Source organism: Oceaniferula marina, from assembly GCF_013391475.1.
GTDB classification, from domain to species: Bacteria; Verrucomicrobiota; Verrucomicrobiia; order Verrucomicrobiales; family Akkermansiaceae; genus Oceaniferula; species Oceaniferula marina.
The window spans coordinates 422,690-448,962 of record NZ_JACBAZ010000001.1 but is presented as its reverse complement, the minus strand read 5'-3'; the positions used below and the strand labels follow the sequence as shown (position 1 = coordinate 448,962).

The window sequence follows — 26,273 nt, the reverse complement described above, 5'->3', positions numbered from 1 at the left end:
TGGAATATGGAAATGGGTAAATGGAGCGACAATTATTTGTCAGTAAGAGGGGATGCTTGGTAAGCAGCTTCGCGATCGATTCTGAATGTCCAAGTCATGGGTTTCTGGTATTTTTTCTCTTCGAGAAGTTTCCACTGTACGCTGACCTCACAGGTGCGGGAGCGTAAGCGGCGTTTGACTTTCCAGGTCACCGTTTTTCGGGTTTCGTCATAGTTGGCTGGAACTTTACCAAATCCAGCGATGCGCATGACGATCGACTCAGGGTCGAGGTTTTCAACCGCTGACAGGTTGGCGCTGATGGTAGGCATTCGAGTTTCGGAGAGGGCTCCGGGTTCGGGGCTGACCGGGTGTTCCGTGGATTGCACAATGGCTCCATGGCTTGCGCCACTCGTGCTTGTGGCTTTAAACGATGTCGCATTGCGGAAAATGTAATCGTGGGTTCCCAAGATAACGTAGCGAGGCAAGCGTTGGTTTGCACTGCTGGCAGTGACCTTACCTGGGAGCACCGTAAACAAGCACTCATATCCAAGATCCGTGGCAATCGGAGGCATTTCATCGGTCACGAACCCGCCGGGGTAGGCGTAGGTAGTGACTTTTTGCTGAAATTGGGATTCGAGAAACTGCTTGGAGTCTCCCATTTCCTTACGAAGATAGGCTGCATAGGACGTATCACCCTTTTTTTGTTCTTTCCTGATACTGACGGGGTAGGGGTGAGAAATTGAGTGACTACCGATACTGCAGCCATTTTTCATCATTTCTCGGATCATCGGAGATGTCAGTGCCGCGCCTCCTCCATCGACATAATTGGTGTAGAGAAAAACCGTAAAAGGGTATCCAAACTCTTTGAGGATGGGATAGGCGTCTGTATAGACAGACTTCCAGCCATCATCGATGGTAATGAGAACGGATTTATCAGGCAGGGTCTTTTCTCCGCGGCGCCAAGCGAGAAAATCTTCCATGCCAATGACGTTGAGCCCCAAATCCTGCAGCGCTTGCATTTGTTTGCGAAACTTCTCGGTTGGGATCAACATTTCTGTCGCTTTTTTTGTCGCAGAAAAATCATGGTAGCCGAGAACGACTACGCGGGAGCTGTCCTGGTTTTCTTGGGAGGCTGGGCCCTTGTTTTCAGCATTGTCAGAAGGGGCTTGCGCATCGGTGCTGATCAGGAAAGGTCTGTATGTATGAGATGCACGCGGCTGTTCGTTCCCTGACAATGCAGAGGGATGTGCCATGGCTGAATACCATGACATCAACAATGCCAGCAGGATGAACAATAGATGCTTCATAGACGGAGTCTGGGAATATAGTGCGATTTGCTAAAAAAGGAAGGGGTGTTTTCTGCATGGTTTCCCATTGCCGGCAGGGAATTTGTCGACCTCAATGCGGGGCTTTTATTTGCGTTGTCGCCCTACCTTGGTGTGGATGATTTCTTCGAAATCCTTGCCCGCGGCCGCTGAGGTTTTGGCTTCAAGGACTTGGATTTTCCATGCCATTTGTTCATCGAGCACGTAAGCATTGAAGTCGCCTTCCTGATGAAATCCGTCGGAAGCAATGACCGTGGCTGTGCGGTGATCATTATCAAAGCGGGTGTTGGGTTGATTACTGTTGGTGAATTGGCCATCCCGAACCGTTAAAGTAATGGAGTCTCCGATGTAGTCTCCATTGACATTACGGAAATAAATACGCAAGGCTCCTGAGCTTGGGGAAGCATCATCGAGAGTCATACTTGCCGCAGGAAGGACCTTAGCCCCCATTTTAATCTCTTTGAATTGACTGGCAGAGACCCAATGCGTGGAAAAATCCGAGATGCTGATGAACTCACCCTGAAGGGGAAGCTGTATCGCTCCTTCGTCTTCGATAATATTCTGATCATACAACCAGAGGTAGGCCCAGATGGCAGCCCCAAGAAAGGCCGCCGCGACAAGGCTAAGGGACACTTTTTCAAGTGGATTGAGCTTGTTTCCCTTGTTTTTTTCGTTCACCGGTTCGGGTGCCGCTGCAAGCTCTGCGGGCTCATTTTCTTTTGCTGCAGGGTGGGAAGGCGGGGTGTCTACAGACGTTTCGGCTTGTTCAGTTGGCTTTGTTTGGCTTTCGGCAACCATTACATCGCTGCCGGTGTCGATCTCATGGTCGAGCAAGGTATCAGGTTCAAAGGTATCGTGCTCTCCGATTTCGGTCGTTGGCTCGGGTAATGATGCCGCGCGATAGGAACTGACAGACTCAGGTGCTGGTGGGATCGGAGGTGTGTCATCATCAGTCGATCCCTCGGAGGATGTGGAACTGTCGGCATCAGTCCAATCATCATCCAGTTCCCAAAGGTCATCTTCGTCGATATGGGAGGTCAGGTCGCGTGCGCTATGCTGCTTCTGGGGATCGGGTTGGGACATAATGTGATGAATTTGGGGAATCTGAAATGAGGACCGAAACGAGGAAATGAAACGAGACTCAAGTGCACCACCGAATTAGCTTCTGCCCAGTGGTTTGGCCAGCAGAATTGTGACGATCCTGATGACTACTGTCAAATTTGTTCGGATTGCTTTATTTCATACTTGATTGGGAGCTGTCTATGGACGATGAGTGTCGCGGACAATATTCCGCAATCATTATGGCTGATAAAGAAGATAAAAATCCTGAAAATGTAAAAGGTCAGTTCTACGTCGATAGTCAATGTATCGACTGTGACCTATGCCGTGAAACGGCACCGAATAATTTTACCCGTGAGGAAGACGAAGGTTATTCCTACCTCAGTAAACAACCGGAAAACGACGAAGAGCGCGAACTCTGTATCGAGGCGATGGAAGGTTGCCCGGTTGAGGCCATTGGTGACGATGGGGAATAACTCCCACCGTATCCCGGGATCTCGAGGCAAGGGGAGGAAGCGAGCTTCCTCTCACATTCGTAGAGTGCGTCACAGTCTCTTGACCCAGTGGCGGGGAGGGGTTGACCCTCCTGCGCCGGATCGGAATATTCACCGAGCTGATGAATTCCTCTCGGATTTACTGAAAAGCGTTGGCCTTTCTGAAGGGATTGATGAGAGTCGCCTGAAAGAGAGTTGGAGTAAGGTTGCGGGCGAGTTTGTCGCCAAACACACTGTTCCGGAGTCCATTCGTAACGGAGTCCTTGTCTTACTGGTCTTACAGCCAACGATGAAATTCCACTTGCAGCAGATGAGTGCCCAATTGCTTGAAAACATGCGGCAGGAGTTGGGAAGCGGAGTGGTGAAACGGATTATCTTTAAAATCGGCTGATTTCAATAGGGAGCATTTCATGGTTTCATCACGTATCCATACCTATGAGAACTGGATTTTTGATTGGTCTGGCACTCTGGTCGATGATTTAACGATGGTGGTAAACGCCACCAACCACGTTCTCAGGATCTACGGACGACCGGAAATTGACCGGGCTGAATTTCGCAGGCGCTTCCGCCTTCCCTATGCTGGTTTTTACGAGGAAGTTCTTCCCGGCGTTCCTCTGGAGGAATTGGAAGATCACTTCAGAGAAGGTTTTGCCCTTTCGGTGGCATCCGGAGTGCAGTCTCCGATGCTTCCGTATGCCATGGATTTTTTGCGTTGTTTGCACGCCCGAGGCAAAAGAATGTTTATCTTAAGCTCGATGGATGCATTGGCATTTTCAGAGCATGCTGATGAGTTGGCCGTCTCTCATTATTTTGAAGCGACGTATGCGGGAGTTCTGGATAAACGGGATCAGATTCACCGGATTCTTGACAGGCACCAGTTGCAGAATGAGCAAACCGTATTTTTGGGGGATATGACCCATGATATTGAAACTGCACGCCATGGTAAGGTGACCTCGATTGCTCTGTTAACCGGATACCAAGGAGAAGAAGAGCTATCCAGAGTAAGCCCCGACTTATTGGTTAACAATCTATCCGAAATACAAACACTGCTTGAAACCAACCAGCCATTATGAGACAGAGCGATCAAATAGTGATCAAGGATCTTCGCATTGCCTGCCATGTGGGGGTGCCGGATGAAGAGTTGGCTAAAAGCCAGGAGTTGGAGGTGTCGGTTACGATGTTTCCCTTGGCTCAATCCGGTCCAATCAACGACGACATCGACCGAACCGTTGATTATTATGCCGTTTCCCTTCGACTGGAAGAAGAGGCTCAAAAAAAGCCGAGGCGACTGATCGAAACTCTGGCTGAGGATTTAGCCCAAGTGATACTTAACGAGTTTGCAGTCTTTGCTGTCACCTTGGAGATTAAAAAATATATTTTACCCAATACTCGTTATGTTGGGGTGACTGTTACCCGCAGCCAAGGGGATTTGATAGACCAGTAGTTAGGTGATCTTAGGTAAATCTTTCGTTGTCAAAGCTTTGAGGGGTGTTGTTTCTTTGACAAATCGTCATTTTGCGTCATGATGCTAGACCCTCCCATGCTGGGGCTGGTGAATATGTCATGGCCCGAGAACGAACAACCGTTGATCCTGACGAGGATTTAGTCCGTCGAGCTAAGTCCGGGGATACCCGCGCCTTCGATTTGTTGATCATGAAATACAGCAGGAAGCTGTATGGTTTGATCTACCATATGACGTCACATGCTGAGGATTCTCATGACCTGCTGCAGGATACATTCTCCAAAGCCTATCGTTCGTTGAAGCGATTCAAGGGAAAGTCAGCTTTTTACACATGGATTTATGCGATTGCGGTTAATATCACCCTGAATCATTTGAAAAAAAGCCGCAAACGGGCTGGCCCAAGTTATTCTGATGACCAATCCGGCTTATTGAATGACCCTGCATTCATCGATCAGGCCTACCGCGCCAACCCTCGTCGCAATTCCAATATTCACGAGCTCCACCAGCGCTTGAATGAGGCTTTATTAAAGTTATCCGAAGGTCATCGTTCCGTAGTGATGATGTTTGATATCCAAGGGATGCCGCATGCCGAGATTAGCCGGATATTAGGTGTATCCGAGGGTACCATCCGGTCTCGGCTGTTTTATGCACACAAGCAACTGCAAGGGCATTTGAAGGAGTTTGATCATCGTCCTGGCACAGGCACCAGCGGTTAGTTCATGCACTTCAACAATAACGTAACCTGAGTTGGCTTTTGGCTTGCCTTGAAGATGCTTGCTGTTGAAGATGATTTTCATGAAATCTATGAGCGTTCTTCCTTCTTCTTTGGGTGTCGTTTTTCAGCTGATGCTTGTCTTGGGTTTGGTTTGGGGTGGCTCACTTCGGGCCCAAGTGGTAAAGTTTGAAGCCCTGCCAGTCAAAGGAGGCAAGGCGTCAACATCCGCATGTTCTGTGTTTGGAGAGTCCGGCAAGGGAAAGGTGTTGGTTACGGTTGTTGCCCTTGGAGCTGACAAACGAAAGGCGACACTTGAATGGAATGGCAAAAGTGAGTCGCTTTCTCTGATGGCCTCGGATATCAACAGTCGTCTGGCACTTTACCAAATTCCAGCATCGATGTCAGGATTGGAAGGATCGTTGTCAACGCTTGGGTCTTCGACGGCATTGCAGCCTGCCGATCCGGTGTTTGTTTCAAAACCTGAGGGGAAGGAATCAGCTCGGGTTGTGGGAAGAGTAGATCGTTTCCAAGCTAAAACATTGCCTTTAGCGGTGATCCGGTTGAATCATGAAGGTGAAGCACCTTTGCCCGGCACAGCGATCCTCGACGCCAAAGGCCAATGGGTCGGCATTGTTCGACAGGCTGTGTTCGGTCAAAAAAACAGTTCTTACTGCCTGCCCATCGAAGTCATGTCCAGAACCCTTAAGGATTATAAGAAAAATGGTAAAATTCGACGTTGCTGGGTTGGCATTGTGATGGATGAGAGGGTGGCATCACCAATCATTGAAAGTGTTCGCCCAGAGTCTCCGGCACAAAAAGCAGGATTAAAGAATGGCGATGTTCTACTTAAGGTAGGGTCCTTGAGTGTTCGCGACTATGCGAGTGTGGTGGATTCCTTTTTTTATCTGATTGCAGGCGAGCCGGCTACCTTTGTTGTCCTGCGAGGAACCACCGTCATGAAGATCCCGGTTCAGCCCGAAGTGAGTCCGGGGAAGGATTGATTTCTCCTCAGATCACGGCGATTTGCCGTTGTGATATTCGGGCACTGACAAATTTGCTTTTTCGCTTCATTGACAAGCGCCCAGCTATCGGGTTTGCTCCGCGCCCGTATGGCATTTTCCACGGACAGTCTCAACCCGGCCCAGCGACAGGCCGTAAATACGCTGGATGGCCCGGTATTGATCCTTGCCGGGGCAGGAACGGGGAAAACCAGAACCGTGACCTGTCGGATTGCCCATATGGTTGAAAGGGGGATTAGCCCCAGTGAGATTTTAGCCGTAACCTTCACTAATAAGGCCGCCAATGAAATGAAGGAGCGGGTCGGAGACATGGTCAGCCGCTCCGCATCCAAAGAAATCACGGTTTGTACTTTTCACTCCTTGTGTGTTCGCATTCTCCGAATGGGGATTGACCGTCTGGGATATAAAAGCAACTTCAGTATTTACACGGGCAACGATCAAAAAGGCCTGCTGAGTCGAATCATTATCAGTAAAGGAGGAATCAACGAAAAGCTGAAGCCGGCCGAAGTTCTGGCGATGATTTCCAATGCTAAAAACTCCCCGGAGGGCATAGCTGGTATGACGGATGAGTTTATCGCGGATATCGCCCAGGCGTATCAAAACGAATTGCGCGCTCAAAATGCCGTTGATTTCGATGACCTGCTGGTACTGGGAGAGCGCCTATTGCGTGAGTTTTCTGATGTCAGGGAGATGTGCCGCAAACGCTGGACCCGGGTTACGGTTGATGAGTTTCAGGATACCAATAAGTTACAGATGCGTCTGTTACAACAGTTGGTGGGCGACCCCTACCATGTCTGTGTGGTGGGGGATGATGACCAGAGTATTTACGGGTGGCGCGGTGCCGAAGCTGCCAATATCCTGCAATTCGAAAAGTTCTTCCCCAATCCGGAAGTCATCCTCCTTGAAACCAACTACCGCAGCTCGGAGGCCATCATCCATACCGCCAACTCATTGATTGTCAATAATGCCGGTCGACGCGAAAAGCAGTTGCGGGCTCACGCCGTCGGAGGGCAGGATATCCGGATCATATCGATGCCGGGCGACTTGGAGGAAGCCCAGTTCATCGCCCATGAAATTACAGACCTTCACCGGGTGGAAAAAAAACCGCTTGAAGATATTGCGATTCTGTTTCGGACGAATGTGCAGAGTCGGAGTCTTGAGCAAGCGATGCGGGAGGAACAAATTCCCTACCGGATGATTGGAGCCCAGAGTTTTTATGATAAACGTGAAGTCCGTGATCTCATGGCTTATCTCGAGGTGATGAACAATCCTCTGGCAGATGTGCCACTGTTGCGAATCATGAATGCTCCACCTCGAGGGATCGGACAAAATGCAGCTGTCCTCCTAACGGATGCCTCACGAGAGAGAGGTGGAAGCGTCTGGGAGGCCATGGGCAACCCACCCGAAGAGATGGCGACGCGATCCCGGAATGCAATCGAACAATTCATTGAACAACTACAAGTTTTTCGTGAGCGGATAATCACAAAACATGAAAACATGGGGCGTGTGATGCTCGATTTCCTCGATGAGATCGGCTATATCGAGTGGGTTAAGCGCAATAGTAAAACCGAGAAGGAAAGTGACCAAAGGCGTAGCGCGATCGATGATGTCGTACAGATGTTGATTCAGGCGTCTTCTGAAGGGAAATCATTGGAAGATTTTTTACGACATTCGGCACTGGCTCAAGACCGGGAGGATGACAACGATATTGAAAAGCAGAAGGGGGTTACCCTGATCACCTTGCATGCATCCAAGGGGCTTGAGTATCCCATCGTTTATCTGGTGGGGCTCGAACAAGGCATCTTGCCACACAAACGTAGTGTGGAGGAGGGGACCCAGGATGAAGAACGACGGTTGTTCTACGTCGGAATCACCAGAGCTCAGGATCGATTGACGATTTCAAAATGTTCGGTAAGAACCAAATTTGGAAAGCAGGAAGCGTGTGAAGCCAGCATTTTTCTACAGGAATTAAGCGACCGGTATCTGGAGGTGCTTGATTATGATGACATTATGGGAGCCGATGCCACAGAAGATGATATCGCTGATTTATTCAGTATCTTTGACTGATCGAATCCCTAGAAATAAGGGCTGTAAAAAAATGCTGTTTTTTACCATTTAGTTCTTGCTAAATCAGCGGCTCGCCACTAGGTTCCGCCCGCACCCGACAGGGTGAAACCATTTCAATCGCGGGGTGGAGCAGCCAGGTAGCTCGTCAGGCTCATAACCTGAAGGTCGTAGGTTCAAATCCTACCCCCGTAACCAATCTTAAAACGCTGTAAGTCAAAGGCTTACAGCGTTTTTCTTTGTGTGTTTTTGCCTATTTTGAAAAGTGTGAAAAATGCAGGGAAATGATATAAAATGGGGTGTTTTGAAGGTTTTATTGCATGAAGTGTTGCATGAAAAACCCCGCCATTTGTTGATAAATCAAGGGCGGGGTGTTGGGGGATGGTTTGAATCAGACTGGAGTTGACTGCATATCTTCATGCAACACTTCATTGCATGAAAAACCCAAAATAGGAACTAAGAGGGTTTTTGCTGTGATTCTGCTTATTGTTTCTTGTTTGTCACAAGATTCCGATACACAGAATCGTAGTATTGAATCGTTTTGACATGAGATTTCTCAATCTCATCTTGGATAACTTCCCTTTGCTTTTTCTCGCTTTCGTAATTGGCTTCAGCTTGGCAAAGGCGGGAAACTATTCCAATCACCGCAGCAAACCCAATTATGCCAACGCCTTCGGTTGCCTGAGTAAGTGATGAAACCCCATAGAATGCTACTGGAACTGAGAGAAGGCCTAATAATACTGCTAATAATTTCATGACGCTAGAATAGCTAACGCTCTATCAAAATAACTACAAGACAAAACACCCCCGGCCACCGCTGCAATAAGACGATGACCGGGGGCTATCTATGGCCACAAATGTTTCAATCCCTGATTCTGTGATAGTGTATTACGTCGATTTGACGTTGTGCCGTGATCCCGCCCAAGGCATCAAGCAAGCTGTATTTGAAATGATAGGTAATGCCCCCGAGCGCGTTGCTTGTTTGTCCGGTCAATATGAAATCACCCGGCGTTAGTGTTGACCCGTCCGCCTTGAGCAACCCCCGTGCAAACGCCTTTGCCGCTTCAAGATGGTTTTTGGCGGCATAGGGGTGGAAGTCTTTTGATCCGTAGAGAGGCATTGATTCTAAATTTTACATTCTACAACACTGACAAGGCCCTGTTTTATCATGGTTTCATTGTCTTTTACTGAATAGTAGAATTTTTGAATGCCACGAGTTGTCTCTATGTATTGGACATGCAGATTCAGACCCGGAGGAAAACCCATGCTCACAAAGCCCTGTGCTGCTTCACTTGCATTGTCTGCTTCGATAGGTTCAAAGGTGTCTGTGATATAGTAAGGCATTAGTAGGTGTAGGGCTTGACCACAAAACGGCGTTGTTCTGTTTTCTCCTGTTCAACTTGCTGGCCTTCACTCCAATTTTTTGCCTTAGTGGTGACGGATACAACGCAAGCGGAGTGATCCCCGCCATGCTCGCAAGAAACTAGTTCAACCTTTGCACCAAGATCGGTGCCTAAATGGTTGCAGGCTATCAATACTGCTTCTTTTTGATTGGCTGCGGTGAACGGGGCGTGTGTGGCTGTGGATTGGTATTGCATAATTTATTTGGTTGGTAGTTTTTGCCCCCTGACATGAACGGAACCATTGACGCTATTGCCGCACATGATGGTGCCGCGTGCCAAGTTGTCTTTGATATTCAAGGATGCGATAAATAGTTGATTTAAATCGTGGTTATCCCGGACTGTGTTGCACCCTGCGAGGAAATAGGCATGTTCGGTAGCAATGGCTTCCCATTCGCCCGAATAGATGAAATTGCCGAATCCTGGTCTTGGGTTTTCAATTTCATATTTACTGCCTTCTTGTGGGGTGTCCGTAATGCTGAAAGGGGATTCAAGCGTTGGCATGTCAGGAATGAGTCGGGCAATAAAATCGGGTAAGTCAGGCTCAAGAACCAATCGCACCGCCTCAATCTTGTGCCGGGGGACGGTGAAGCGTTCCGAACTATGTATTTTCATTTTGCACCCGGCATGTTCACCAGTGGCGATGATTAAATCAGTGGTCACTTTCTCAATGGCTTCTTCAATGGTTGCAGCTTTGACCGTGTGCCCGGTGTTTGTTCTGAAAGTAGTCATGCTGTTTTTTTAGCATAATAAAAGTTCATCGCAAGAGTTTTCTTGTATCAAGTTGATGATATGCTATAAAAGCAGCATGACAATCAAGCAAAGAACAGCACTTGCAGCGGTTGCCAAGGGTTGCACATATAAAGAAGCTGCAAGGGCGGCAGGGTATAAGAACTTGGAAACGGTTTGGCAGATTTGTAACTCAAATGAGGGGAAAGCCTATCTGCGGGCGATTGCAAAGAACATAGACGCGGAAACGGTCTATTCTGTCAGGGAACGGATTGCAGACTTGCGGACATTGGCGCGGGTGCATCTTTTCACTAACCCCAAGACCGCTTTGGCGTGTGTCCGGGAGGCAAACAAACTCGCAAAATGCGGTTAAAAATTTTTGCTCTCGTTCCTAACTATCCACCAAAAAGACCCGCATGGCTCAAAAATTAAACGACCAACAACGCAACGCGCTTCGATATGTGGCAACGGGTATGACGTTGACGGAAGCGGGGCGCAAAGCTGGGTATTCTGTCAGCAATGCCCCCCAAATGGTTTCTAAGCTCATGCGCCGGGCGGATGCACAAGAATACCTTGGCACCCTGCGAGACAAGGCAGACACGCCCTTTATTCTTGATATAACAGCACGCAAGGAGCATTTGAGCAAGATCGCCACAAGCCAACTGGCAACACCTACGGAACAAATGGCAGCAATCCATCTGCTCAATAAAATGGATGGGCTCTATGTTCAGAAAGTGGAAGCTGATATAAACCATGGCGGGGTCATGTTGGTGCCGGTGGTGAATTGTTTGGAAGATTGGGAAAAAGCGGCAGTAGGGGCACAAGCCCAACTCATGAAAGAAACGATAGAATTGGATTAGATGTGAACTGAAAGCCCCACGCCTGAAGTTCAAGACCTTGAAACAATAGTCTTTTCGATTTCATGCAACTATTCATGCTAACTTGTCGTTTTTAGGTGGTCAAAGTGGTCACTTTTTCCAAGTTGGTTTTGGTGTGTTTCGTTCACTATCTTCGGTTGTATGGGGGCTTTTCTCTATTTTACATTTACAACATAGAATAACTGAACACTTTGACCACTTTGACAACCCTAGACGCTATTCAGGTGGGTAAATCGTCCAAATAGTTTTTCCGTTCGTAATTTTGGATCTGATACGTCCCCCGTGCAGCTTTTTCAACTTTCCAAGTAGTTTTCCCGGTTTATTTGACCACGTTCCAAGCAATTTTTCCGCGCTACGTTGTGCAGCGTGTGACCCACTACTGCAAAGTTGGTTTTTCAACTCCAATGCTTCACCTTGCCATTTTTCGAGTCGTGGAATTATTTCGTCGGCTTCATCATTCCCAGACCAGAAATGTGAGTCAATCAATGTGAGGAATTGCCCTTCTTCACTTTCAGCATGAATTAACTTCAGAATTTCATCGTTGTGCCACGTGCTAATGCAGAAACGTCCACATTCCCTTTCTTGTGGGATTTGGTATTTATTCAGAAGCCACCAAAGAAACCCCGGCAACTCTTGTTCAATCTGTTCACGCAAGGCCTTCTTCTCCATAGCTGTTTTGGTTGGCATTGGAAACGGTTCCCGGCTGGCTCGCAGAATGATTATTTTATCATGCACGTCATCATTTAGTGGTGGCAGAATCAACAAGTTTTCAGGTGTGTCATTCAATGAAATGCTGACACGCCACCAAGGGGTGATGGATATTGCATCAACACCCTTTGCATGAAGTTGTTCCCCGTGTGTTGAAACAGTGAATTTCTTCAAATTCGCTGCCAGTTTCCCCCGTGATTTCATGTCACGCGTCATAAACTCATCTGATAAAATTAAATGCTCGGCCTTGAATAAATCAGAGTTGAACGCGGTTCCTCCTTGCATGAACAATGCAGCCTTGGCTGAACGTCCACCAAGGCAAGGTGTGATGATGTAATCTTGAATGAAACTTTTACCGCAATCAACACCACCAACAAAGGCCATTGCTTGCCCGTGTTGCTCATTGCTACCACGCAAAGAAATTACACCTGTTTGCAGCCACCCATAGAATGAATCAAGTTGCTTATTGGCGTTTTCGGGCGATTCGTGTTTCAGCAAAGCACCTTCAAGAATAGCTTTGATAGTAGGAAATTCGCTTTCTTTGGGTTTGATGAAATGCGGTGATTTGGTCACTAGAAACCTTGTGCCTCCTTCATCATAGAACCCTGCCATGCGTCCAGATATTTCACCAGCATAGCAAATGTCCCGGTTCTCTTGGATGTGGTCAATTTTATCATCAATATCATGGTTTTTAATGCCTGATTTTTTTAACCTACGTCTAACGTCCGATATGTTTTGAGCAATGTATCTTCCTTGGCTACTTTCAAAGCGATAGCCTTTTTTGCCTTCATAGAAAAAGCGGTCAACCATGGCCACGTCACCCCGCCAACCTGCATTTTCCCTTGCATAATGAATCACGGTGCCAACGCCTATGTCTTTAAGCAGCTTGCCACGCTTTTCTTGATAACCATCGCCGCCGATAATTTCCTCAACTGCTTGAAATCCATCTTCCCCGTATGAGTTGAACATGCCAGAAAGGATCTTCAGCCATAACTCATATTCTCCTTCTAAGTTCCCCCCGTGAATATCTTTGATTGCTTTTAATGCATCCTTAGCAACTTCGATGGTGTAATATGGTTCTTCTCCAATTTCTGAATCACCGTTCTTTGCCGGTTCACGTTCTGGCAGGGGAACGGGCTTGAATTCCTGCACTTTTTCAAATGGTGCCTGGTATAAATGAGGATCATAGGAGACAAAGCAGGCTCGTGAAATGTCCTTGCAGTTGTCATCTATCACAACTCTCTTGGCAGCGTATGTTTGCCGCATTGCTTCATAGCACCCTAGATGGTCATCCGGGTTGATTGAAACCCTAGCAAAGCCTTTCACGCCATCACCAGAAGGTGAGTCAAAAACAACGAAAGTGTGTGGATCATCTTCAACGATTGCCCGCAATTCATCCTTTGTTTTGTTGGGGTTGTCTTTCGGGTCAACGTCGATCTGCATCAACCCGCTATGTTTGATTAACGACTCTCCATTGCGCCGGGTGAACGTCCCGGATGTGGTGAAGTTTGGGAGTTCTTTCTTTGCGTCCTTCCATGCAGTTTCCTTTTCACTTGTTGGGTCTGCAACATAGTCTTCTTTTAGCTTGGTGACGTTTTCAACTTGCTCTTTATATGCCCCGTTTTTGATTTCATCGCACAATGAGGCAATGCTTACCGTATCCGGGTTTGTTGTTTTTCCAATAGTGGGAAAATATGAAACTTTGATTTCATCTAAGGTCATAATTATAAATCAGTTATTGCCCTGATTTATGAATTGAGGTAGCATCATCCTACGTCAAGAAATGCCCGTTCCTCGCTTCACGGCAGGGCGGGTTTCTTTGTTATCGGGCGGCAGGGATTGTGAACCGCTTTTCAATGGCGGCACGGACTTCTTCAGGATTCAGCAGGACATTTCCACCAATTTTGATTTGGGGGAAATAGCGGCGTTTTTTCCATTCGCAGAATGTGCGGAAACTTGGCCTTTCCTCCGGGTCTGGAAACAAGGCTTCATAGCAAGGACGCATGCGGAGCAGGGGGCTTTTCTTCTTTTGTTGGGTGATGGTATTCATCGGAATAATAGTTTTTTAGTTTTTCCAATGACACACGCTTGCGGCGTTACTCGTTTCCCCAAGGGGAACTAAATCTATTATTCTTTTCGGTTGAAAGGTGTCAGGCAATCATCCTAGCGAAAATCTTGCTTATTAAACGGTCAATTTCCGCTGACCGTTAGCACGATAATGCAATGGTTTGAGACTACGTGCAATATATTCTTTGACGGTGAACAAATTGTGTTCATGGCTAAAAAAACAAAAAGCCCCGTAACCTTTGCAGGACGCGGGGCGGGGACTTAGAACAGATATTGTTCACCGTTAAAACATAGCAAAAAAAGTTTCAAATAACTTTCAATGCACCTTGTTTTTGTGGCTTCTGGTCACTGAAAACCGCACGTTTCCTTTCCGCATCCGGAACGATTGAAAAGAATGCCTCACCTTCTTCACGGGTATGCAGGCGCAAGTAGTGTTTCTTGATGATGCTTTCAGAGTTACCCGCTTGCAACGCGGCATCGCCAACAGACCTATTTAGCGCGACATGGTAGGAAATGAAAGAGTGCCGAGTTTCGTCCCTGTCAAGTTTCATGCTCCGCCGGGCACGTTTGCAAAGCCTGTCAAAGTTGGTGGGAACAATCGGCTTGTCTTTGCAGAGCTTCAACCATTGCATGAGGTTTTCTGAAATATCAATGTTTCGTTCCTCCTTGGTTTTTGAAATATCGGCGGGAATGTGGATTGTGCGGGTTTTTAGGTTGATTAGCTCTTTTTCCCGTGTTGCCAGTTTCTGCAACTCACCATCCGGGCGGATTCCTGCAAAATAGGCCAAGGCAAAAAACTTCATCAAGGAACCTTCTCGCCAGTTCATGAGCGATGACATGGAACGCTTCACCCGTGCCGCGCTCGTTGTCGATGGTTTGGCGCGTTGCTCCGCAACTTGTTTTGCCGTGAAAATGGGGATTTTTGCGCATGGATTGGTGAAGCTCCAAGGGCGGTTTGTGTTCAAATCTTCTTCACAAGCCCAAGAAAAGAAGTGGTTCACGTCATTTCGGTAGTTGTTCCAAGTCTTTCGTTTGGCCTTGGTTCCGTCTTTTGCCCGTAAACCGTTCAGAAACGCTTTGATTTGCTCAGTGGTCACTTCATGCACCGCAACGCCCCCGGTGAATTCCTCAAGCTGCATCAGGACGCTACGGCGGCTCCTGATCGAGTTTGCCCGTAAAGTGCTTTCCAATTCACCAAGATATTTGTTGATACCGTCCAGAAGGGGGATTGTGAAATCCGGTGCCCGGTGGTTTTCGAGAAAGAATCGCACCGCGTCTCGTAGCGTATATGTGGACCCGAGTTGAGCAACAGCGGCTTCTGCATGCCGCAACTGCATTTCGTCAAGCGATGTGGAAAGAAGTCTTTGATTCGCCCCGGCACTCATGAAACGCCGTTCAGTGTCATTTTTGAACAGTTTTGCGGCAGCTTCTTCTTTGAATTGCCTCCGCTGCCATTTCCCGTTCTCTCGCCATCCTTGGACAATCCAATTTGAGTAAGTTTTTCCGTTCTTTTTGTAGGTGTTTTCCTTGATGGTCATTCCTTTTTCGCTGATTCCATCAAGCGGGATTTTTTCAATTGTTTTGGATTCACTCATGCTTTTCTTTTACCTGCATTTTCCTGCAATAGCAATAATTGTTAGCATGAAGTGTTGCATGACTGAATGTTAGTCTCATTTTATAAAGATGAACTAAAGGCTCATAACCTGAAGGTCGTAGGTTCAAATCCTACCCCCGTAACCAATTTAATTGCCGTCTTCTTTATTGAAGGCGGCATTTTTGTTTTTCATGGTAGCGCTATGAGTTATCATGGGCGTTGTTCCCCGTTCGTGTTCGGTCTGGCTTTTCTATCACATTCAAACCACGGCGGCGGCGGCAGATCGAGAATCAGTCCGGTTGCCTGACCGATGGAAAACGCCAATCAAAAACAACAGCTGCAATCCTGAAGATTACGATGAAAATTACACTCACACTGATCAGCAGCGGCCCCTCCCAACACAGCATCGCTCCAAAGACATAGATCCAAGCCCCACAAAATGCGCAGGTCGCGCACAAAGGTGCTGGTCTGAAGAGCGATGGAACTTCATTACATACGATGTCAGCTAAAACCCCTCCGAACGTTCCGGTAATGGTTCCCAGTAAGACAGCGATAAAATTTGAATCTTGGGCATCCAGGGCAATTTTGGTTCCGACCACCGTGAACAAGGCCATACCAAGGGAGTCAGGATAAAGAAGGATCGGTTTGATCCGACTGATGAACTTGATCAGGAAGGGCACAATGATACAGATGATAAAAACGGTGATCGGATAGTAGGGCTGGCCGATCCAAAACAAGGGGTGACGGTCCAGAATCAGGTCTCTTAATGAACCTCCTCCCAAGGCTGCGAGAAAGGCAATGGTAAATGAACCCACAAAGTCCATTCTTGCCCGTGCAGCCATGAGGGAACCATAGACGGCGGAGACGGCCACGGCCATAAATTCTAGAATAAGCATGATGTCCACAGGGCGAATGTAAAGTTCGGTCGATGCCATTTTTCAATAGCAAATTCCACCAAATATTTAGTTTTGTTTTAATCTTCAGAAAAGGCTTTGGATTATCGAAAATTGGACAATCTGATTTGAATGTTTTCAGTTTTTCAGGAGCTTTGTTCATCTCAAAGCAGTGTTGTTTTTACTCTTGTAGTCAGAAGACAATAGGGGGAAGTTTGATCTGAATCAGGTCAACGTGGTGTTTTATAATAAAAAGAAAAGTCATTGCTTGCTTTGCTTAGGGTTCGGGTTTCTGAGCCTGTCATGCCTCCATGCAAAGGTGTGGGTTGTTTCGGTTGATGGGGATGATCGTCATGCTGGAACCGAGGAAGCACCTTTTGCGACCCTGGGCAAAGCTGCGAAACAAATGAAACCAGGGGATTGTTGTTTGATTCGTAAGGGAAGATATACCGAGCTCTTGGAGATCGAACAGCTGCATGGGACGAAACAGTTGCCGATCACCTTCAAAGCTTGGCCCGGTGAAACCGTTATCCTGGACGGGACAAGACCTCTTCAATTAAAATGGGAGAAATGGAAAGACGGAATCTACCGGGCTGAGGCTTCGGGGCCCGTGAAACAGCTTTTTCAAAATGGGCGTTATTTGATGCCAGCCAGATGGCCCAATGCCGACATTTACGATGAAAGTGTATTTGACTTGCATGGTCGATGGCGAAAGGCGGCAGCGGAAAGCACTTTTGGGGTGATGATTGATGCCACTCCGAAAGTGGGCGATCAGAAACGCGCACCTTGGATGGAGGGCTCCTACGTATCTCAGAATACACAGACATTATCGGACACTGGGAAAGATTTCACCGGTGCTGTTGCTGTAATGAATATTGGCTCTTGGTTGTCGTGGGCTCAAACGGTTGGCCAACACGATCCGGGGAGTCAGCGCTTTACCTACAGTCTGGATTTTGAACGATCGGGGCGAGCGATGGCTCGCGCTGCTAACCATTTCCCCAAAAAAACTGAATTTTGGAGGAAGAAAATCCAAAAAGGAGGTGAAGGTTACTACTACTTGGAAAGGAGTCTGGAGTGTCTCGATTCGCCTGGAGAATGGTTTTACAATCGATCTGAAGGCTGGCTCTACCTCATGCCGAGAGATGGAGAAATCAAGCTGAGGAGCAGACAGATCGATTGCGGTCTTCGTGTGCGTCAGAGTTCACACCTGAAGTTCGAGGGGCTAAGGCTGTTTGCCTGTTATGCTAGTTTTTCCGACTGCTTATCGATGACACTCGACGCTTGTCATTTTAATTTCCCATCAGCAACGGCACTGGGGGCAGGGGACATGCGCCGCCCCGAGGTGACTCATTTTGCGTATAGTAAAAAGTTCCTTGAGAGCATGGATCAGAGAGGGACAGACAACCGAGTGTACAATTGCTCATTTAATTATTGTAACGGGCCGGCATTGTCGATGTCCGGAATCAACGATGTGGTGGAGAACTGCCAATTCTATGCCATCGACTGGATGTGCCTCGGCAATGGTGGTGAAGGGGCGCTGAACTTTGGCAACTCGAGAGGTATGGTATTTCGCCGGAATACTGTAGATTTAACGGGGAACTCGGAAGGCGTGCGGGTGGGAAGTCGTTCGCTTGTAGAATACAATCATATCTCAAGAACGGGTTTGTTACAGCATGACGGCTCTGCGATTAATGTCGGTGTAAACAATATCGAAGGTTCTGTGTTACGCCGGAACTGGGTGCGCGACACCGCGAAGGCAGCACTTCGTTTTGACTCTGCCAATATGGGGAGTCCCGATGTGCGTTATGGTCATCGTGGAGCGATGATTGAGAACGTTTGTTGGAATACCCAGCAAGTCAAAGTGAAGGGGGACGGGCACCAAATTATCGGGAATACTGTATTGGGTTCACCCAGAGTTGATGTAGGTATCCTTGATAGATTATTAGCCGGGGGAATTAACACGCAGACATTGACAGCAAGAAATCTCGCAGGCAGCATTTCCGGAGCGTTTCACAAGCAGGGTATTCCAATTCCGGGAAAACACCAAAACAACTGGACGGGTGATGTAGGAAGTCAGCTGACCAACGTTAACAATTTTGACTTCCGCCCTCGTCAAGATTCTGAAGTTCATCTAGCTGGTAGAAATGCGCAACCATCGTGCCAGATTGGAGCATATTCTCATGACCCTGCTCAATATTGGATCCCAGGTCACCTTTCCGAAAAGGCGAGTATGCCTATTCCCCGTAGTGGTTCCAAGCATCTTGATCCCAACACCGTCTTGATGTGGAGGCCTTCATTGAAGGCTAAATCCTATCTTGTGTATTGGGGGGAGAAGCCAGAGAGATTGGTCCGACTTCAAAAAACGGCACAATGCTATCTTATTTTGCCTAAGACCACTTCGCAGTCGAGGTGCTATTGAAGAGTTGATAGTCTGACAACGGACGGGCGTCGAATCAAAGGTGACCTTTGGAATTATCAGATCAAAAAATAAATACGATGAACATACGAGAGCTTCGGAGATTGATATGGGTGGTTTTATTTGCGGTCGTTACAATCACCGTGGGACACGCTGGGCAGCCGAATATTATATTGGTGATGGCAGATGATGTCAGCCCTGAAATGTTTGGTTGCTATGGATCTCAGGATGCCAAGACTCCCAACCTGGATAGAATGGCAAGTCAGGGAGTGATGTTTAAATCCGCATGGGGGAGTGCCTTGTGTTGTCCCGCACGTGCTCAAATCATGACGGGCTGTTATGCTACTCAAACAGGCTTTTGGAGCAATGGGTTTTCCATTCCTCAAAGTGACGGATCAAACAACCTGTTTAGACATTATTCAAGTTTCGGTAAGTTAATGCAAGATGCCGGCTATACCACTGCTGTAGCTGGTAAATGGCATATTGGTGGAGCTGAACCACCCCACGCCAAACATGTTGGGTTTGATGAGTATTGTCTGTGGGAAGGCCCCAAAGAGCTATCCAGACTGCCAGACAGCCCCACACACCGTGGTGCCTGGGAGGACGAATCAACACCTTCCAGATACTGGCATCCATGTGTTGTTCAAAATGGCCGCCTCGTTCCAACCAAGAAAGATGATTACGGCCCCGATGTGTTCACTGATTTCCTCTGTGACTTTATGGAGCGGAGTGTAAAATCGGGGAAACCCTTCCTCGCTTACTACCCGATGGTCGCCCCACATGGGACACGTAAAGGGTCACCCTCAACGCCCAAGTATGGCGAAAGAGGATATTTGGGAGGAAACAAGGAAAACAACCGCTCTCATTTTCGAGCCTTGAACGATTACATCGATGTCTTAGTTGGTCGCTTGGAGGAGAAGGCTAAAGCCCTTGGAGTTATGGATAATACGGTGATCATTTTTTGCTCGGATAACGGCACCGCAAGCATCGCCAAATCCAGGGGGACGGAACGTGGTTGCCGCATCCCCTTGATTGTTTACGGGAGTGGGATCAAGAAGCGAGGGGCAAGCGATGAAATTGCGGACCTCTCAGACATCCTGCCGAGTCTGGTTGATTTTGCGGGTAAGAAGCTACCAGAGAGCATGCCGATCGACGGTAAGAGCCTGAAGCCGTTTTTGACGGGTGAGTCAACGAAACACCGCGAATACATTTTTGCCTGTATTGGCTCAACCCGCTTGGTCAGGAGTCGAACCCACCTCTTGGAAGTGGTAAACCCAATCCTGGGTATTGCCGAAGGGCGGTTTTATTATTGTGCTAACAAGCATGATGGACGCGGATACAAACGGATTGATTCCGATCCGGAACATAGGCAGGTTCGTAGGCAGTTTTCTCAAATTCTGGATAAATATCCCGGCCTGACGAAGCAACATCCTTACTTTCAAACCAAAAAAGGTAAACGCTTTCTAGAGCTGTATACCAAGCCAAAGGCTGTTCAAAAGCACCTGCATAACCATAAAGATTACCAATTCTATGATGAAATCTAGCTTAGGATTGGCTAGATTCCAACTCGGGCTCTGCAGTGCATTTGCCCTGACGATGGTTGCCAGAGTATCTGGATATGTTGGGGTAGCCTAACTTTCGGTGTCGGGGTAGCTGCCGAACATTTTAACCAATGAGCAATGTTTCTCCAATTCCAGTAGCGCTTCACTGACCGCAGCATCCGTGCAGTGTCCGGCGAGGTCCACATAGAAAATGTACTCCCAGTCTCGTTGTTTCGAGGGGCGCGATTCGATTTTGCTCATGTTCACGTTGAGCTTATCAAATGCTTGTAAGGCGTTCACCAGTGACCCTGGACGGTCGTGAATGGAGAATAGAATGGATGTGCGGTCGTTGCCGGTTGCCGGACAAGTTTCCTCGCCGATCACCAGAAAGCGGGTGGTATTGGTGGATCGGTCTTGGATGGATTCCTCAAGCATCGTGAGCTCATTGAGTTCTGCGGCCAGCTTGCCTCCGAGGGCAGCTGCTCCATTGGGGGCATTTTCGCGGGCTAGAGCGGCAGCTTTGGTGGTGGATGAAACTTCGACAAGGTCCGCTTCTGGAAAATGGCGGAGAATCCAATTACGACACTGGCCAAACACCTGCGGGTGCGAATAGAGAGTTTTGATCTCATCCCTTGGAATGCAGGCCATTAATCCGTTTTCAATCCTTAACATGATCTGTGCACAGATCTGTAGTGGAGAATCGACAAAGAGATCGAGGGTATGTGAGATCGCACCCTCCGTTGAGTTTTCAATCGGGACGACTCCGTAGTGGGCCTTGCGGCGAGCCACCTGATCAAAAACCTCGGCAAAGTTTGCCTGGGATGCGTAGTTGATCGAGTGACCGAATTTTTTAATGGCAGCCTGATGTGTCCAGGTTCCTTCAGGCCCAAGATAAGCCACGGTCAGGTTATCCTCCAGAGCGAGAGCTGAGGACATGATTTCCCGGTAGATGGCACGCAATGATTTTTCAGGGATACGGCCTTGGTTGATTTCGGCCAAGCGGCGCAGCAGCGCATGTTCACGTTCGGGAGCGTAAATTTGCAGACCTTCTGCTTTTTTAATTTCCCCGACTTCGTGAACGAGATCAGCGCGTTCACTGAGGAGTCCGATCAATTGGTGATCGAGGGTGTCGATTTTTTTGCGAATTTGGTCGAGTGGCATGGAATGAATTCAATGAATTGGGAAAAACGGGTGGGGCTTATTGGTCAGCCGTGGTGGTGTCGTCGGGTGAATTTTCAGAATCGGTTTGGGGTCTTGCTTCCGGGGAAACGGCACTCAAAGCAAGTTGTTTTTCAGCTTCTTCTGTTGTCTTGGCAGAGCTCTGGGCCTCATCTTCACCTTCTGGGGAAGATTCAGCAGTTTCTTCGGGTTCGGGGAGTTTGACGGACCTTAACTCGTTGGCGTTGGGCAAGTCCTCGACCGATTTGATCCCGAAATGCTCAAAAAACAAATCCGTGGTTTCATAAAGAAGTGGGCGGCCTGGCAGCTCGGCCCGGCCGCCGACCTTGACGAGTTCGCGATCGAGAAGTTTTTGCAGCATTCCATCACAGGAGACACCCCGGACGGCTTCGAGGGATGCCTTGGTGACCGGTTGGCGGTAAGCGATGATGGCTAGGGTTTCCATGGCGGGGCCGCTCAAACGGCTCGGTTTTCTACCAGGGAAAAGGTGCCGGACAAAATCGGCATATTCGGGACGAGTGTAGATTTTCCAGCCTTTGGCCCGTTCGGAACAGAGAAAGGCCCGACCTGAGGTTTCATAACTGTGATTGAGCTGCACAATGCTTGCCGTAATGGCATTCTCATCGACGTTGGCAAGTTTAGCGAGTTCCTCAGGCAGAGTGGAGCCTTCGGCTGCGGCTCCGTCCTCAATCTCTGTGGCTAGTGTGTCCTCAGCTTCCGCAACGCGGGCACGGATAAGCCGGGCCAGTTCGGAGCTGGGGAGAGGCTCTTCTGACGCAATCAACAGGGCTTCAATGATGGCTGCGAGTTCCATGGCCGCACAGCCTAAGGAATCATCGACAGATTGCAAGTGAGGAGATAGCCAACATTGAACGAATTTTGGCTATTCTTGGACAGCTGAGTCAGCCGGTTGTCCGGAAAATTCGCTTAACCATCCTGATATGCGCCAGCAGAGTAGGTGAGCTCGTAGCTATGGGTGTAGAGTTCGATGAGGTTACCGAAGGGGTCTTCGCAGTAAACCATGCGATAGGGTTTTTCTCCTGGGTAGTATTCTCGGATAGGCATGCGTTGCTTGCCTCCATGGGCCACGATTTTGTTGGCAAGCCCCTCGATATCCGGGTCTTGCACACAGAAATGGAAAATGCCGGTTTTCCAATATTCAAAGTTATTCTCGGGAGCCTCTGCATTTTCAAACTCGAAAAGCTCTACCCCTAGTTTGTCTCCGGTCGATAAATGGGCAATTTTGAAGGAGTTCCAGCCTTTGCCAAAAACATCGTCACACATGATGCCGATGGCTGAATCATCCGAGTTAATCACAGTGGGGGGCATGATGACATACCAACCGAGGACTTCTGTATAAAATTGAACCGCCTGCTCGAGATCAGGCACGGAGAGACCAATATGTGAAAAGGTTCGAGGATAGGGTAGTTTAGTAGCCATAATGGTTTATTAAACGTTATTTTCGAATGTCTGCAAGTATTATCTGGACGGGTTGCTCGACCAGTGCTTAGTCGCTGCGAAAATCTTGAATTGTGCTTTATTAGCATGTATCCGCTACACATGTTCTGTGTGCATGAAATTGAAAAATACGCGAATGAAATGGTTGCTTCAAAAAGCATGCCTTACTCTGGGTGTTCTGACTCTCTGTATGCCTGGCGTGCAGGCAAAACACATAAAGGTATTTATCCTTACCGGGCAGTCTAACTCACTGGGAACCACGGCCAACAAAACCGACACGGATCCGGAGAATCTTCCCGCATCGGAACTCGATGCCCGGATCCCTTTTTTCTGGAGCAATCGCTCGACAACGGCTGCGGACGGGCCGGCTGCCATCATCGGTGACTCAGGAGGTAAAATTCTCACCATGCGAAAACAACAGGGGCAGGGGCGTAACCCCTCGTTTTGGGGGCCGGAAGTGGCTTTTTGTCGTGGGCTCTATGAGAACGGAGGTCGCGATTTTCTTTTGATCAAGGCTAGCCGCGGTGGTGGAGGTAATGGCTATTGGCTTAAAGGAAAGCAGATGTATCAACATGTTCTGGATACGGTGCAGGCGGCTGTAGCCCAATTGGAAAAACATGGTCACACTTATGAGATTGTTGCCATGCTCTATCTTCAGGGGGAGAGCAATTCTGCGACCGAGGCCAAGCTGGCTGGGGAACGCCTGGGGGATTTGATTGATGAGCTCAAAAAAGATCTACCACATGCCCGGTCCATGCTGACGGTTGTTGGAGGGATTGCCGCAAGTGGAGAACGGCGGGATTTGACTCGAAGATTGCAAAAAGAATTGGCTGATAGGCGTGATGACACCACGCATTTTTCAACCATGGATTTGCAGAGCCACTTATATGACCGGCTTCATTTTGACAAAAAGGCCAAACTGGAAATTGGCAAGCGCTTCTACATGCATTTCGTGGCGTTACAGGAAAAGAAGGGGCGTCGGCAGGGAGAGGCAAAGCGATAACGTCAACTCGTTTCGTGTTTTCGAGTCTCCGTGATAGATCTGGTCTGACAACCAGTCCAGCCGGACATACTTGCGCGGCCTTGATCTAGCGTTATATTCCGCCTATCCATGGTTACACACAGATTACTTTACCCTCTGCTTTTCATCACATGCGCGTCTGGCCCCTTGTATGCTGGGGCTGAAGATTTCAGTCGATTCAAGCAAGGCGATTTTACTTCGTTAAAGAGTCCTTTGGGGCATTTTAAGGCGAAGTCGGGAGCTGCATCCATTAACAGCAAATCTGCAGATCAAACTCCAGGTTCTCTGAGAATCAATGGAGGAAGCAAACGGGAGGTTGTTCTGGAATTGGCCTCATCCCTGCAAAAGCCTTTACTTTACCTTCAATTCAATGGGGAGCGGTGGACCGGAGCGAACCCTTTTTCTTTTTCAATTGAAGGCAAACAGGCAAACAAATGGAAAAAGGTCTATCACGGTGATAAGCTGCCATTGCGCCAACTTGACAAAACTATCCATGTCGATTTGAAGGGGGAGAGCTTCAGTGCCTTCCGCTTTTCAGCAACAACAAAAAAAGACAGTGGTGTCTTGCTCGATAATCTTCAGATTGTACCTGATGGTGACATGGAGATCAAAGGATTGACTGCACAGCAATTGCAGATCCCTTCACTGATCCGTGGTGGTAAGACTCCATTGCTTAGCTTTAACCTTTCAACTGAAGGCAGTAAAAAAGCAGACACCATTCAAGAGGTCGTCATTAGCACGGATGGAACCAGTGCTTTGGGAGATATCCAGTCCTACACGCTCTACCTTGGCAAGAACGGGGCTAGCGATGTTGAAGGAGCTCTTGAGGTAGGTAAGCATGCTGCGGCTAAAAAGTTGGTATTCAATTTTCAACAAGAACTTCGGAGTGGAGCCAACCGCTATTTTCTGGTGCCTGAGTTAAGTGGGACGGCAGACCTATCACATCGAGTCGTCGCAACCCTCGCTTCTGTTCAGTTGGCCAAGGCTGGAGTGTTAAGACCTAGCGACAAAGGGGAGCCGACCCGTCAACGTATTGGATATAATGTCGCCCATAGTGGTGATGTTGTGGTCCGCACAGATGGATCAAGTATGGAATGTAAGCGGATGCGTATTCCCGGCATGGTGACAAGCAATGAAGGCTCTTTGCTCGCCGTGTATGATTTGCGTTGGAAACAAAATGGTGATCTTCCCGGAGACATTGATGTTGGCCTGTCTCGCTCCACCGACGGAGGTAAAACTTGGGAAGCTCCTCGACCAGTGCTCGATATGGGAGAGTGGTTAGGCCAACCTGAAAATAAAAATGGGGTGGGTGACCCCGCTATCTTGGTCGACCGCAAAACCGGACACATTTACATTACGGGGCTTGTTGCCCATGGACTCAGCAGTGGTTGGTATTGGGGGAAGTCCAAACCTGGAATGGACCCCAAGGACACCGGGCAAGTCGTGATTGTCAAATCCGAAGACGATGGAAAAACCTGGTCAAAACCTCGCAACCTCACCCCGGAAATCAAGAACCCTGAGTGGCAATTAATGCTCCAGGGGCCGGGTGCCGGGATCACCACGCGCGATGGCACGCTCGTCTTTGCTTTTCAATACAAAGAAAATCTGGGCACTGCATCGAAGCCACGCTACTCGGCCCGGTCCTCGATCTTGTATAGCAAGGACCATGGGGAAACATGGACGGTGGCTCCCGGTGTGGATTATCCTCAGGAAACAACGGAAGCGCAGGTCGTTGAGTTGAACGATGGTTCGTTGATGCTCAACTGCCGTATTTCTGCTGGTGGTCGAGCCGTCTTCACGACCTCGGACCTCGGTAAAACCTGGAAGCAACACCCGACCTCGGGACGAGGCACGTTCAATATGTCAGGCTGTATGGCATCGATTCTACGTTATTCATCTACCAAGGATGGTGATAAACAAGACATCCTGCTCTTTTCCGGCCCCGCTGACGGAGGTAAAAAGAGACGCTCTCATATGTCCATTCGTTACAGCCTTGATGAAGGAGAGACATGGTCGGACCCGTATTTATTGGATGAGATTGGAGGGGCGTATTCATGCCTTTCACTGGTTCATGATGGTGATCGCAAAGATATCGGAATCATCTATGAAGGAAGCCAATCCAATATGACCTTCGAACGCCTCACTCTGGATGAGTTGATGGGCAAGACGGGGAGTCAATAAACAAGCGCTTTGGCTGGATTGGATCTGAAACTCACGCATGGGTATTGGGACGGGGGGAATACCTTTTTGCGTGATCCAGTCAGACACTCGA

At 48.3% G+C, this 26,273-nt stretch carries 27 protein-coding genes and 1 tRNA gene; 14 read left to right on the top strand and 14 right to left on the bottom strand.

What is annotated here, in order from left to right; genetic code table 11:
• Positions 1-32: 32 nt before the first annotated feature.
• The gene (locus tag HW115_RS01805; RefSeq protein WP_178930864.1) at positions 33-1,286 is read right to left on the bottom strand and encodes a polysaccharide deacetylase family protein; all 1,254 of its coding nucleotides are present in this window, start codon (positions 1,284-1,286) and stop codon (positions 33-35) included.
• A 105-nt stretch (positions 1,287-1,391) separates the two neighbouring features.
• Positions 1,392-2,387 carry a hypothetical protein gene (locus HW115_RS01800; protein ID WP_178930863.1) on the bottom strand — a complete coding sequence of 332 codons (996 nt, stop codon included), beginning with the start codon at positions 2,385-2,387 and terminating at the stop codon, positions 1,392-1,394.
• Positions 2,388-2,605: 218 nt separating this feature from the next.
• Here HW115_RS01800 and HW115_RS01795 point away from each other — a divergent pair, with 218 nt between their 5' ends.
• The 8 genes from HW115_RS01795 (at position 2,606) to HW115_RS01760 (ending at position 8,315) form a co-directional block, all read left to right on the top strand.
• Positions 2,606-2,839 carry a ferredoxin gene (locus HW115_RS01795; protein ID WP_178930862.1) on the top strand — a complete coding sequence of 78 codons (234 nt, stop codon included), beginning with the start codon at positions 2,606-2,608 and terminating at the stop codon, positions 2,837-2,839.
• A complete protein-coding gene (locus HW115_RS01790; RefSeq protein WP_178930861.1) occupies positions 2,829-3,248 on the top strand; it encodes a DciA family protein in 420 nt (139 codons plus the stop codon). Before HW115_RS01795 ends, HW115_RS01790 begins: the two co-directional genes overlap by 11 nt.
• A 19-nt stretch (positions 3,249-3,267) precedes the next feature.
• Positions 3,268-3,930: an HAD family hydrolase gene (locus HW115_RS01785; RefSeq protein WP_178930860.1), complete on the top strand. Its 663-nt coding sequence runs from the start codon at positions 3,268-3,270 to the stop codon at positions 3,928-3,930.
• Entirely contained in the window at positions 3,927-4,301 is a 375-nt protein-coding gene (locus HW115_RS01780; RefSeq protein ID WP_178930859.1) for a dihydroneopterin aldolase, read from the top strand. The genes HW115_RS01785 and HW115_RS01780 overlap by 4 nt, the downstream gene beginning before the upstream one ends.
• A gap of 119 nt (positions 4,302-4,420) precedes the next feature.
• Entirely contained in the window at positions 4,421-5,035 is a 615-nt protein-coding gene (locus tag HW115_RS01775; RefSeq protein WP_178930858.1) for a sigma-70 family RNA polymerase sigma factor, read from the top strand.
• Between the two features lie 79 nt (positions 5,036-5,114).
• Positions 5,115-6,035 carry a S1C family serine protease gene (locus tag HW115_RS01770; protein WP_178930857.1) on the top strand — a complete coding sequence of 307 codons (921 nt, stop codon included), beginning with the start codon at positions 5,115-5,117 and terminating at the stop codon, positions 6,033-6,035.
• Between the two features lie 108 nt (positions 6,036-6,143).
• On the top strand, positions 6,144-8,120 hold the full coding sequence (locus HW115_RS01765) for an ATP-dependent helicase (RefSeq protein WP_178930856.1): 1,977 nt from the start codon (positions 6,144-6,146) through the stop codon (positions 8,118-8,120).
• 118 nt (positions 8,121-8,238) lie between these two features.
• Positions 8,239-8,315, top strand: a tRNA-Met gene (locus HW115_RS01760).
• Positions 8,316-8,600: 285 nt separating this feature from the next.
• Here HW115_RS01760 and HW115_RS01755 read toward each other — a convergent pair.
• The 5 genes from HW115_RS01755 to HW115_RS01735 form a co-directional block, all read right to left on the bottom strand.
• On the bottom strand, positions 8,601-8,873 hold the full coding sequence (locus tag HW115_RS01755) for a hypothetical protein (RefSeq protein WP_178930855.1): 273 nt from the start codon (positions 8,871-8,873) through the stop codon (positions 8,601-8,603).
• Between the two features lie 106 nt (positions 8,874-8,979).
• Positions 8,980-9,237 carry a hypothetical protein gene (locus HW115_RS01750; RefSeq protein ID WP_178930854.1) on the bottom strand — a complete coding sequence of 86 codons (258 nt, stop codon included), beginning with the start codon at positions 9,235-9,237 and terminating at the stop codon, positions 8,980-8,982.
• 5 nt (positions 9,238-9,242) lie between these two features.
• A complete protein-coding gene (locus tag HW115_RS01745; protein WP_178930853.1) occupies positions 9,243-9,461 on the bottom strand; it encodes a hypothetical protein in 219 nt (72 codons plus the stop codon).
• Positions 9,461-9,715, bottom strand: a complete 255-nt coding sequence (locus HW115_RS01740) for a hypothetical protein (RefSeq protein ID WP_178930852.1) — start codon at positions 9,713-9,715, stop codon at positions 9,461-9,463. Before HW115_RS01740 ends, HW115_RS01745 begins: the two co-directional genes overlap by 1 nt.
• A gap of 3 nt (positions 9,716-9,718) precedes the next feature.
• Positions 9,719-10,249 (bottom strand): hypothetical protein, encoded by a 531-nt coding sequence (locus HW115_RS01735; protein ID WP_178930851.1) that lies wholly within the window; start codon positions 10,247-10,249, stop codon positions 9,719-9,721.
• A gap of 76 nt (positions 10,250-10,325) precedes the next feature.
• Between HW115_RS01735 and HW115_RS01730 the strand changes: the two genes are divergently transcribed.
• Together HW115_RS01730 and HW115_RS01725 are read left to right on the top strand one after the other, a co-directional pair.
• Complete coding sequence (locus tag HW115_RS01730; protein ID WP_178930850.1) at positions 10,326-10,619, top strand: hypothetical protein; 294 nt, start codon at positions 10,326-10,328, stop codon at positions 10,617-10,619.
• A gap of 43 nt (positions 10,620-10,662) precedes the next feature.
• Positions 10,663-11,106 (top strand): terminase small subunit, encoded by a 444-nt coding sequence (locus HW115_RS01725; RefSeq protein WP_178930849.1) that lies wholly within the window; start codon positions 10,663-10,665, stop codon positions 11,104-11,106.
• A 234-nt stretch (positions 11,107-11,340) separates the two neighbouring features.
• Here HW115_RS01725 and HW115_RS01720 read toward each other — a convergent pair whose 3' ends face one another.
• The 4 genes from HW115_RS01720 to HW115_RS01705 form a co-directional block, all read right to left on the bottom strand.
• Positions 11,341-13,554, bottom strand: coding sequence for a BT4734/BF3469 family protein (locus HW115_RS01720; protein ID WP_178930848.1), 2,214 nt, complete (start codon positions 13,552-13,554; stop codon positions 11,341-11,343).
• Between the two features lie 100 nt (positions 13,555-13,654).
• Entirely contained in the window at positions 13,655-13,882 is a 228-nt protein-coding gene (locus HW115_RS01715) for a hypothetical protein (RefSeq protein ID WP_178930847.1), read from the bottom strand.
• Positions 13,883-14,204: 322 nt separating this feature from the next.
• Positions 14,205-15,494, bottom strand: coding sequence for a tyrosine-type recombinase/integrase (locus tag HW115_RS01710; protein WP_178930846.1), 1,290 nt, complete (start codon positions 15,492-15,494; stop codon positions 14,205-14,207).
• 289 nt (positions 15,495-15,783) lie between these two features.
• Positions 15,784-16,389 (bottom strand): trimeric intracellular cation channel family protein, encoded by a 606-nt coding sequence (locus tag HW115_RS01705; protein WP_178930845.1) that lies wholly within the window; start codon positions 16,387-16,389, stop codon positions 15,784-15,786.
• Positions 16,390-16,792: 403 nt separating this feature from the next.
• Here HW115_RS01705 and HW115_RS01700 point away from each other — a divergent pair, with 403 nt between their 5' ends.
• Positions 16,793-18,805 carry a right-handed parallel beta-helix repeat-containing protein gene (locus tag HW115_RS01700; protein ID WP_178930844.1) on the top strand — a complete coding sequence of 671 codons (2,013 nt, stop codon included), beginning with the start codon at positions 16,793-16,795 and terminating at the stop codon, positions 18,803-18,805.
• Positions 18,806-18,882: 77 nt separating this feature from the next.
• Positions 18,883-20,346, top strand: coding sequence for a sulfatase-like hydrolase/transferase (locus HW115_RS01695; protein ID WP_227021217.1), 1,464 nt, complete (start codon positions 18,883-18,885; stop codon positions 20,344-20,346).
• Between the two features lie 87 nt (positions 20,347-20,433).
• Here the strand turns inward: HW115_RS01695 and pheA are convergent, their stop codons facing one another.
• The 3 genes from pheA to HW115_RS01680 form a co-directional block, all read right to left on the bottom strand.
• Positions 20,434-21,504, bottom strand: a complete 1,071-nt coding sequence (gene pheA, locus HW115_RS01690; RefSeq protein WP_178930842.1) for a prephenate dehydratase — start codon at positions 21,502-21,504, stop codon at positions 20,434-20,436.
• Positions 21,505-21,541: 37 nt separating this feature from the next.
• Positions 21,542-22,336 (bottom strand): SMC-Scp complex subunit ScpB, encoded by a 795-nt coding sequence (gene scpB, locus HW115_RS01685; RefSeq protein WP_178930841.1) that lies wholly within the window; start codon positions 22,334-22,336, stop codon positions 21,542-21,544.
• Positions 22,337-22,449: 113 nt separating this feature from the next.
• Complete coding sequence (locus HW115_RS01680) at positions 22,450-22,962, bottom strand: lactoylglutathione lyase family protein (protein WP_178930840.1); 513 nt, start codon at positions 22,960-22,962, stop codon at positions 22,450-22,452.
• 154 nt (positions 22,963-23,116) lie between these two features.
• Between HW115_RS01680 and HW115_RS01675 the strand changes: the two genes are divergently transcribed.
• Positions 23,117-23,983, top strand: coding sequence for a sialate O-acetylesterase (locus tag HW115_RS01675; protein ID WP_178930839.1), 867 nt, complete (start codon positions 23,117-23,119; stop codon positions 23,981-23,983).
• A 108-nt stretch (positions 23,984-24,091) separates the two neighbouring features.
• Positions 24,092-26,182, top strand: coding sequence for a sialidase family protein (locus HW115_RS01670; RefSeq protein WP_178930838.1), 2,091 nt, complete (start codon positions 24,092-24,094; stop codon positions 26,180-26,182).
• The last annotated feature ends 91 nt before the right edge of the window (positions 26,183-26,273 follow it).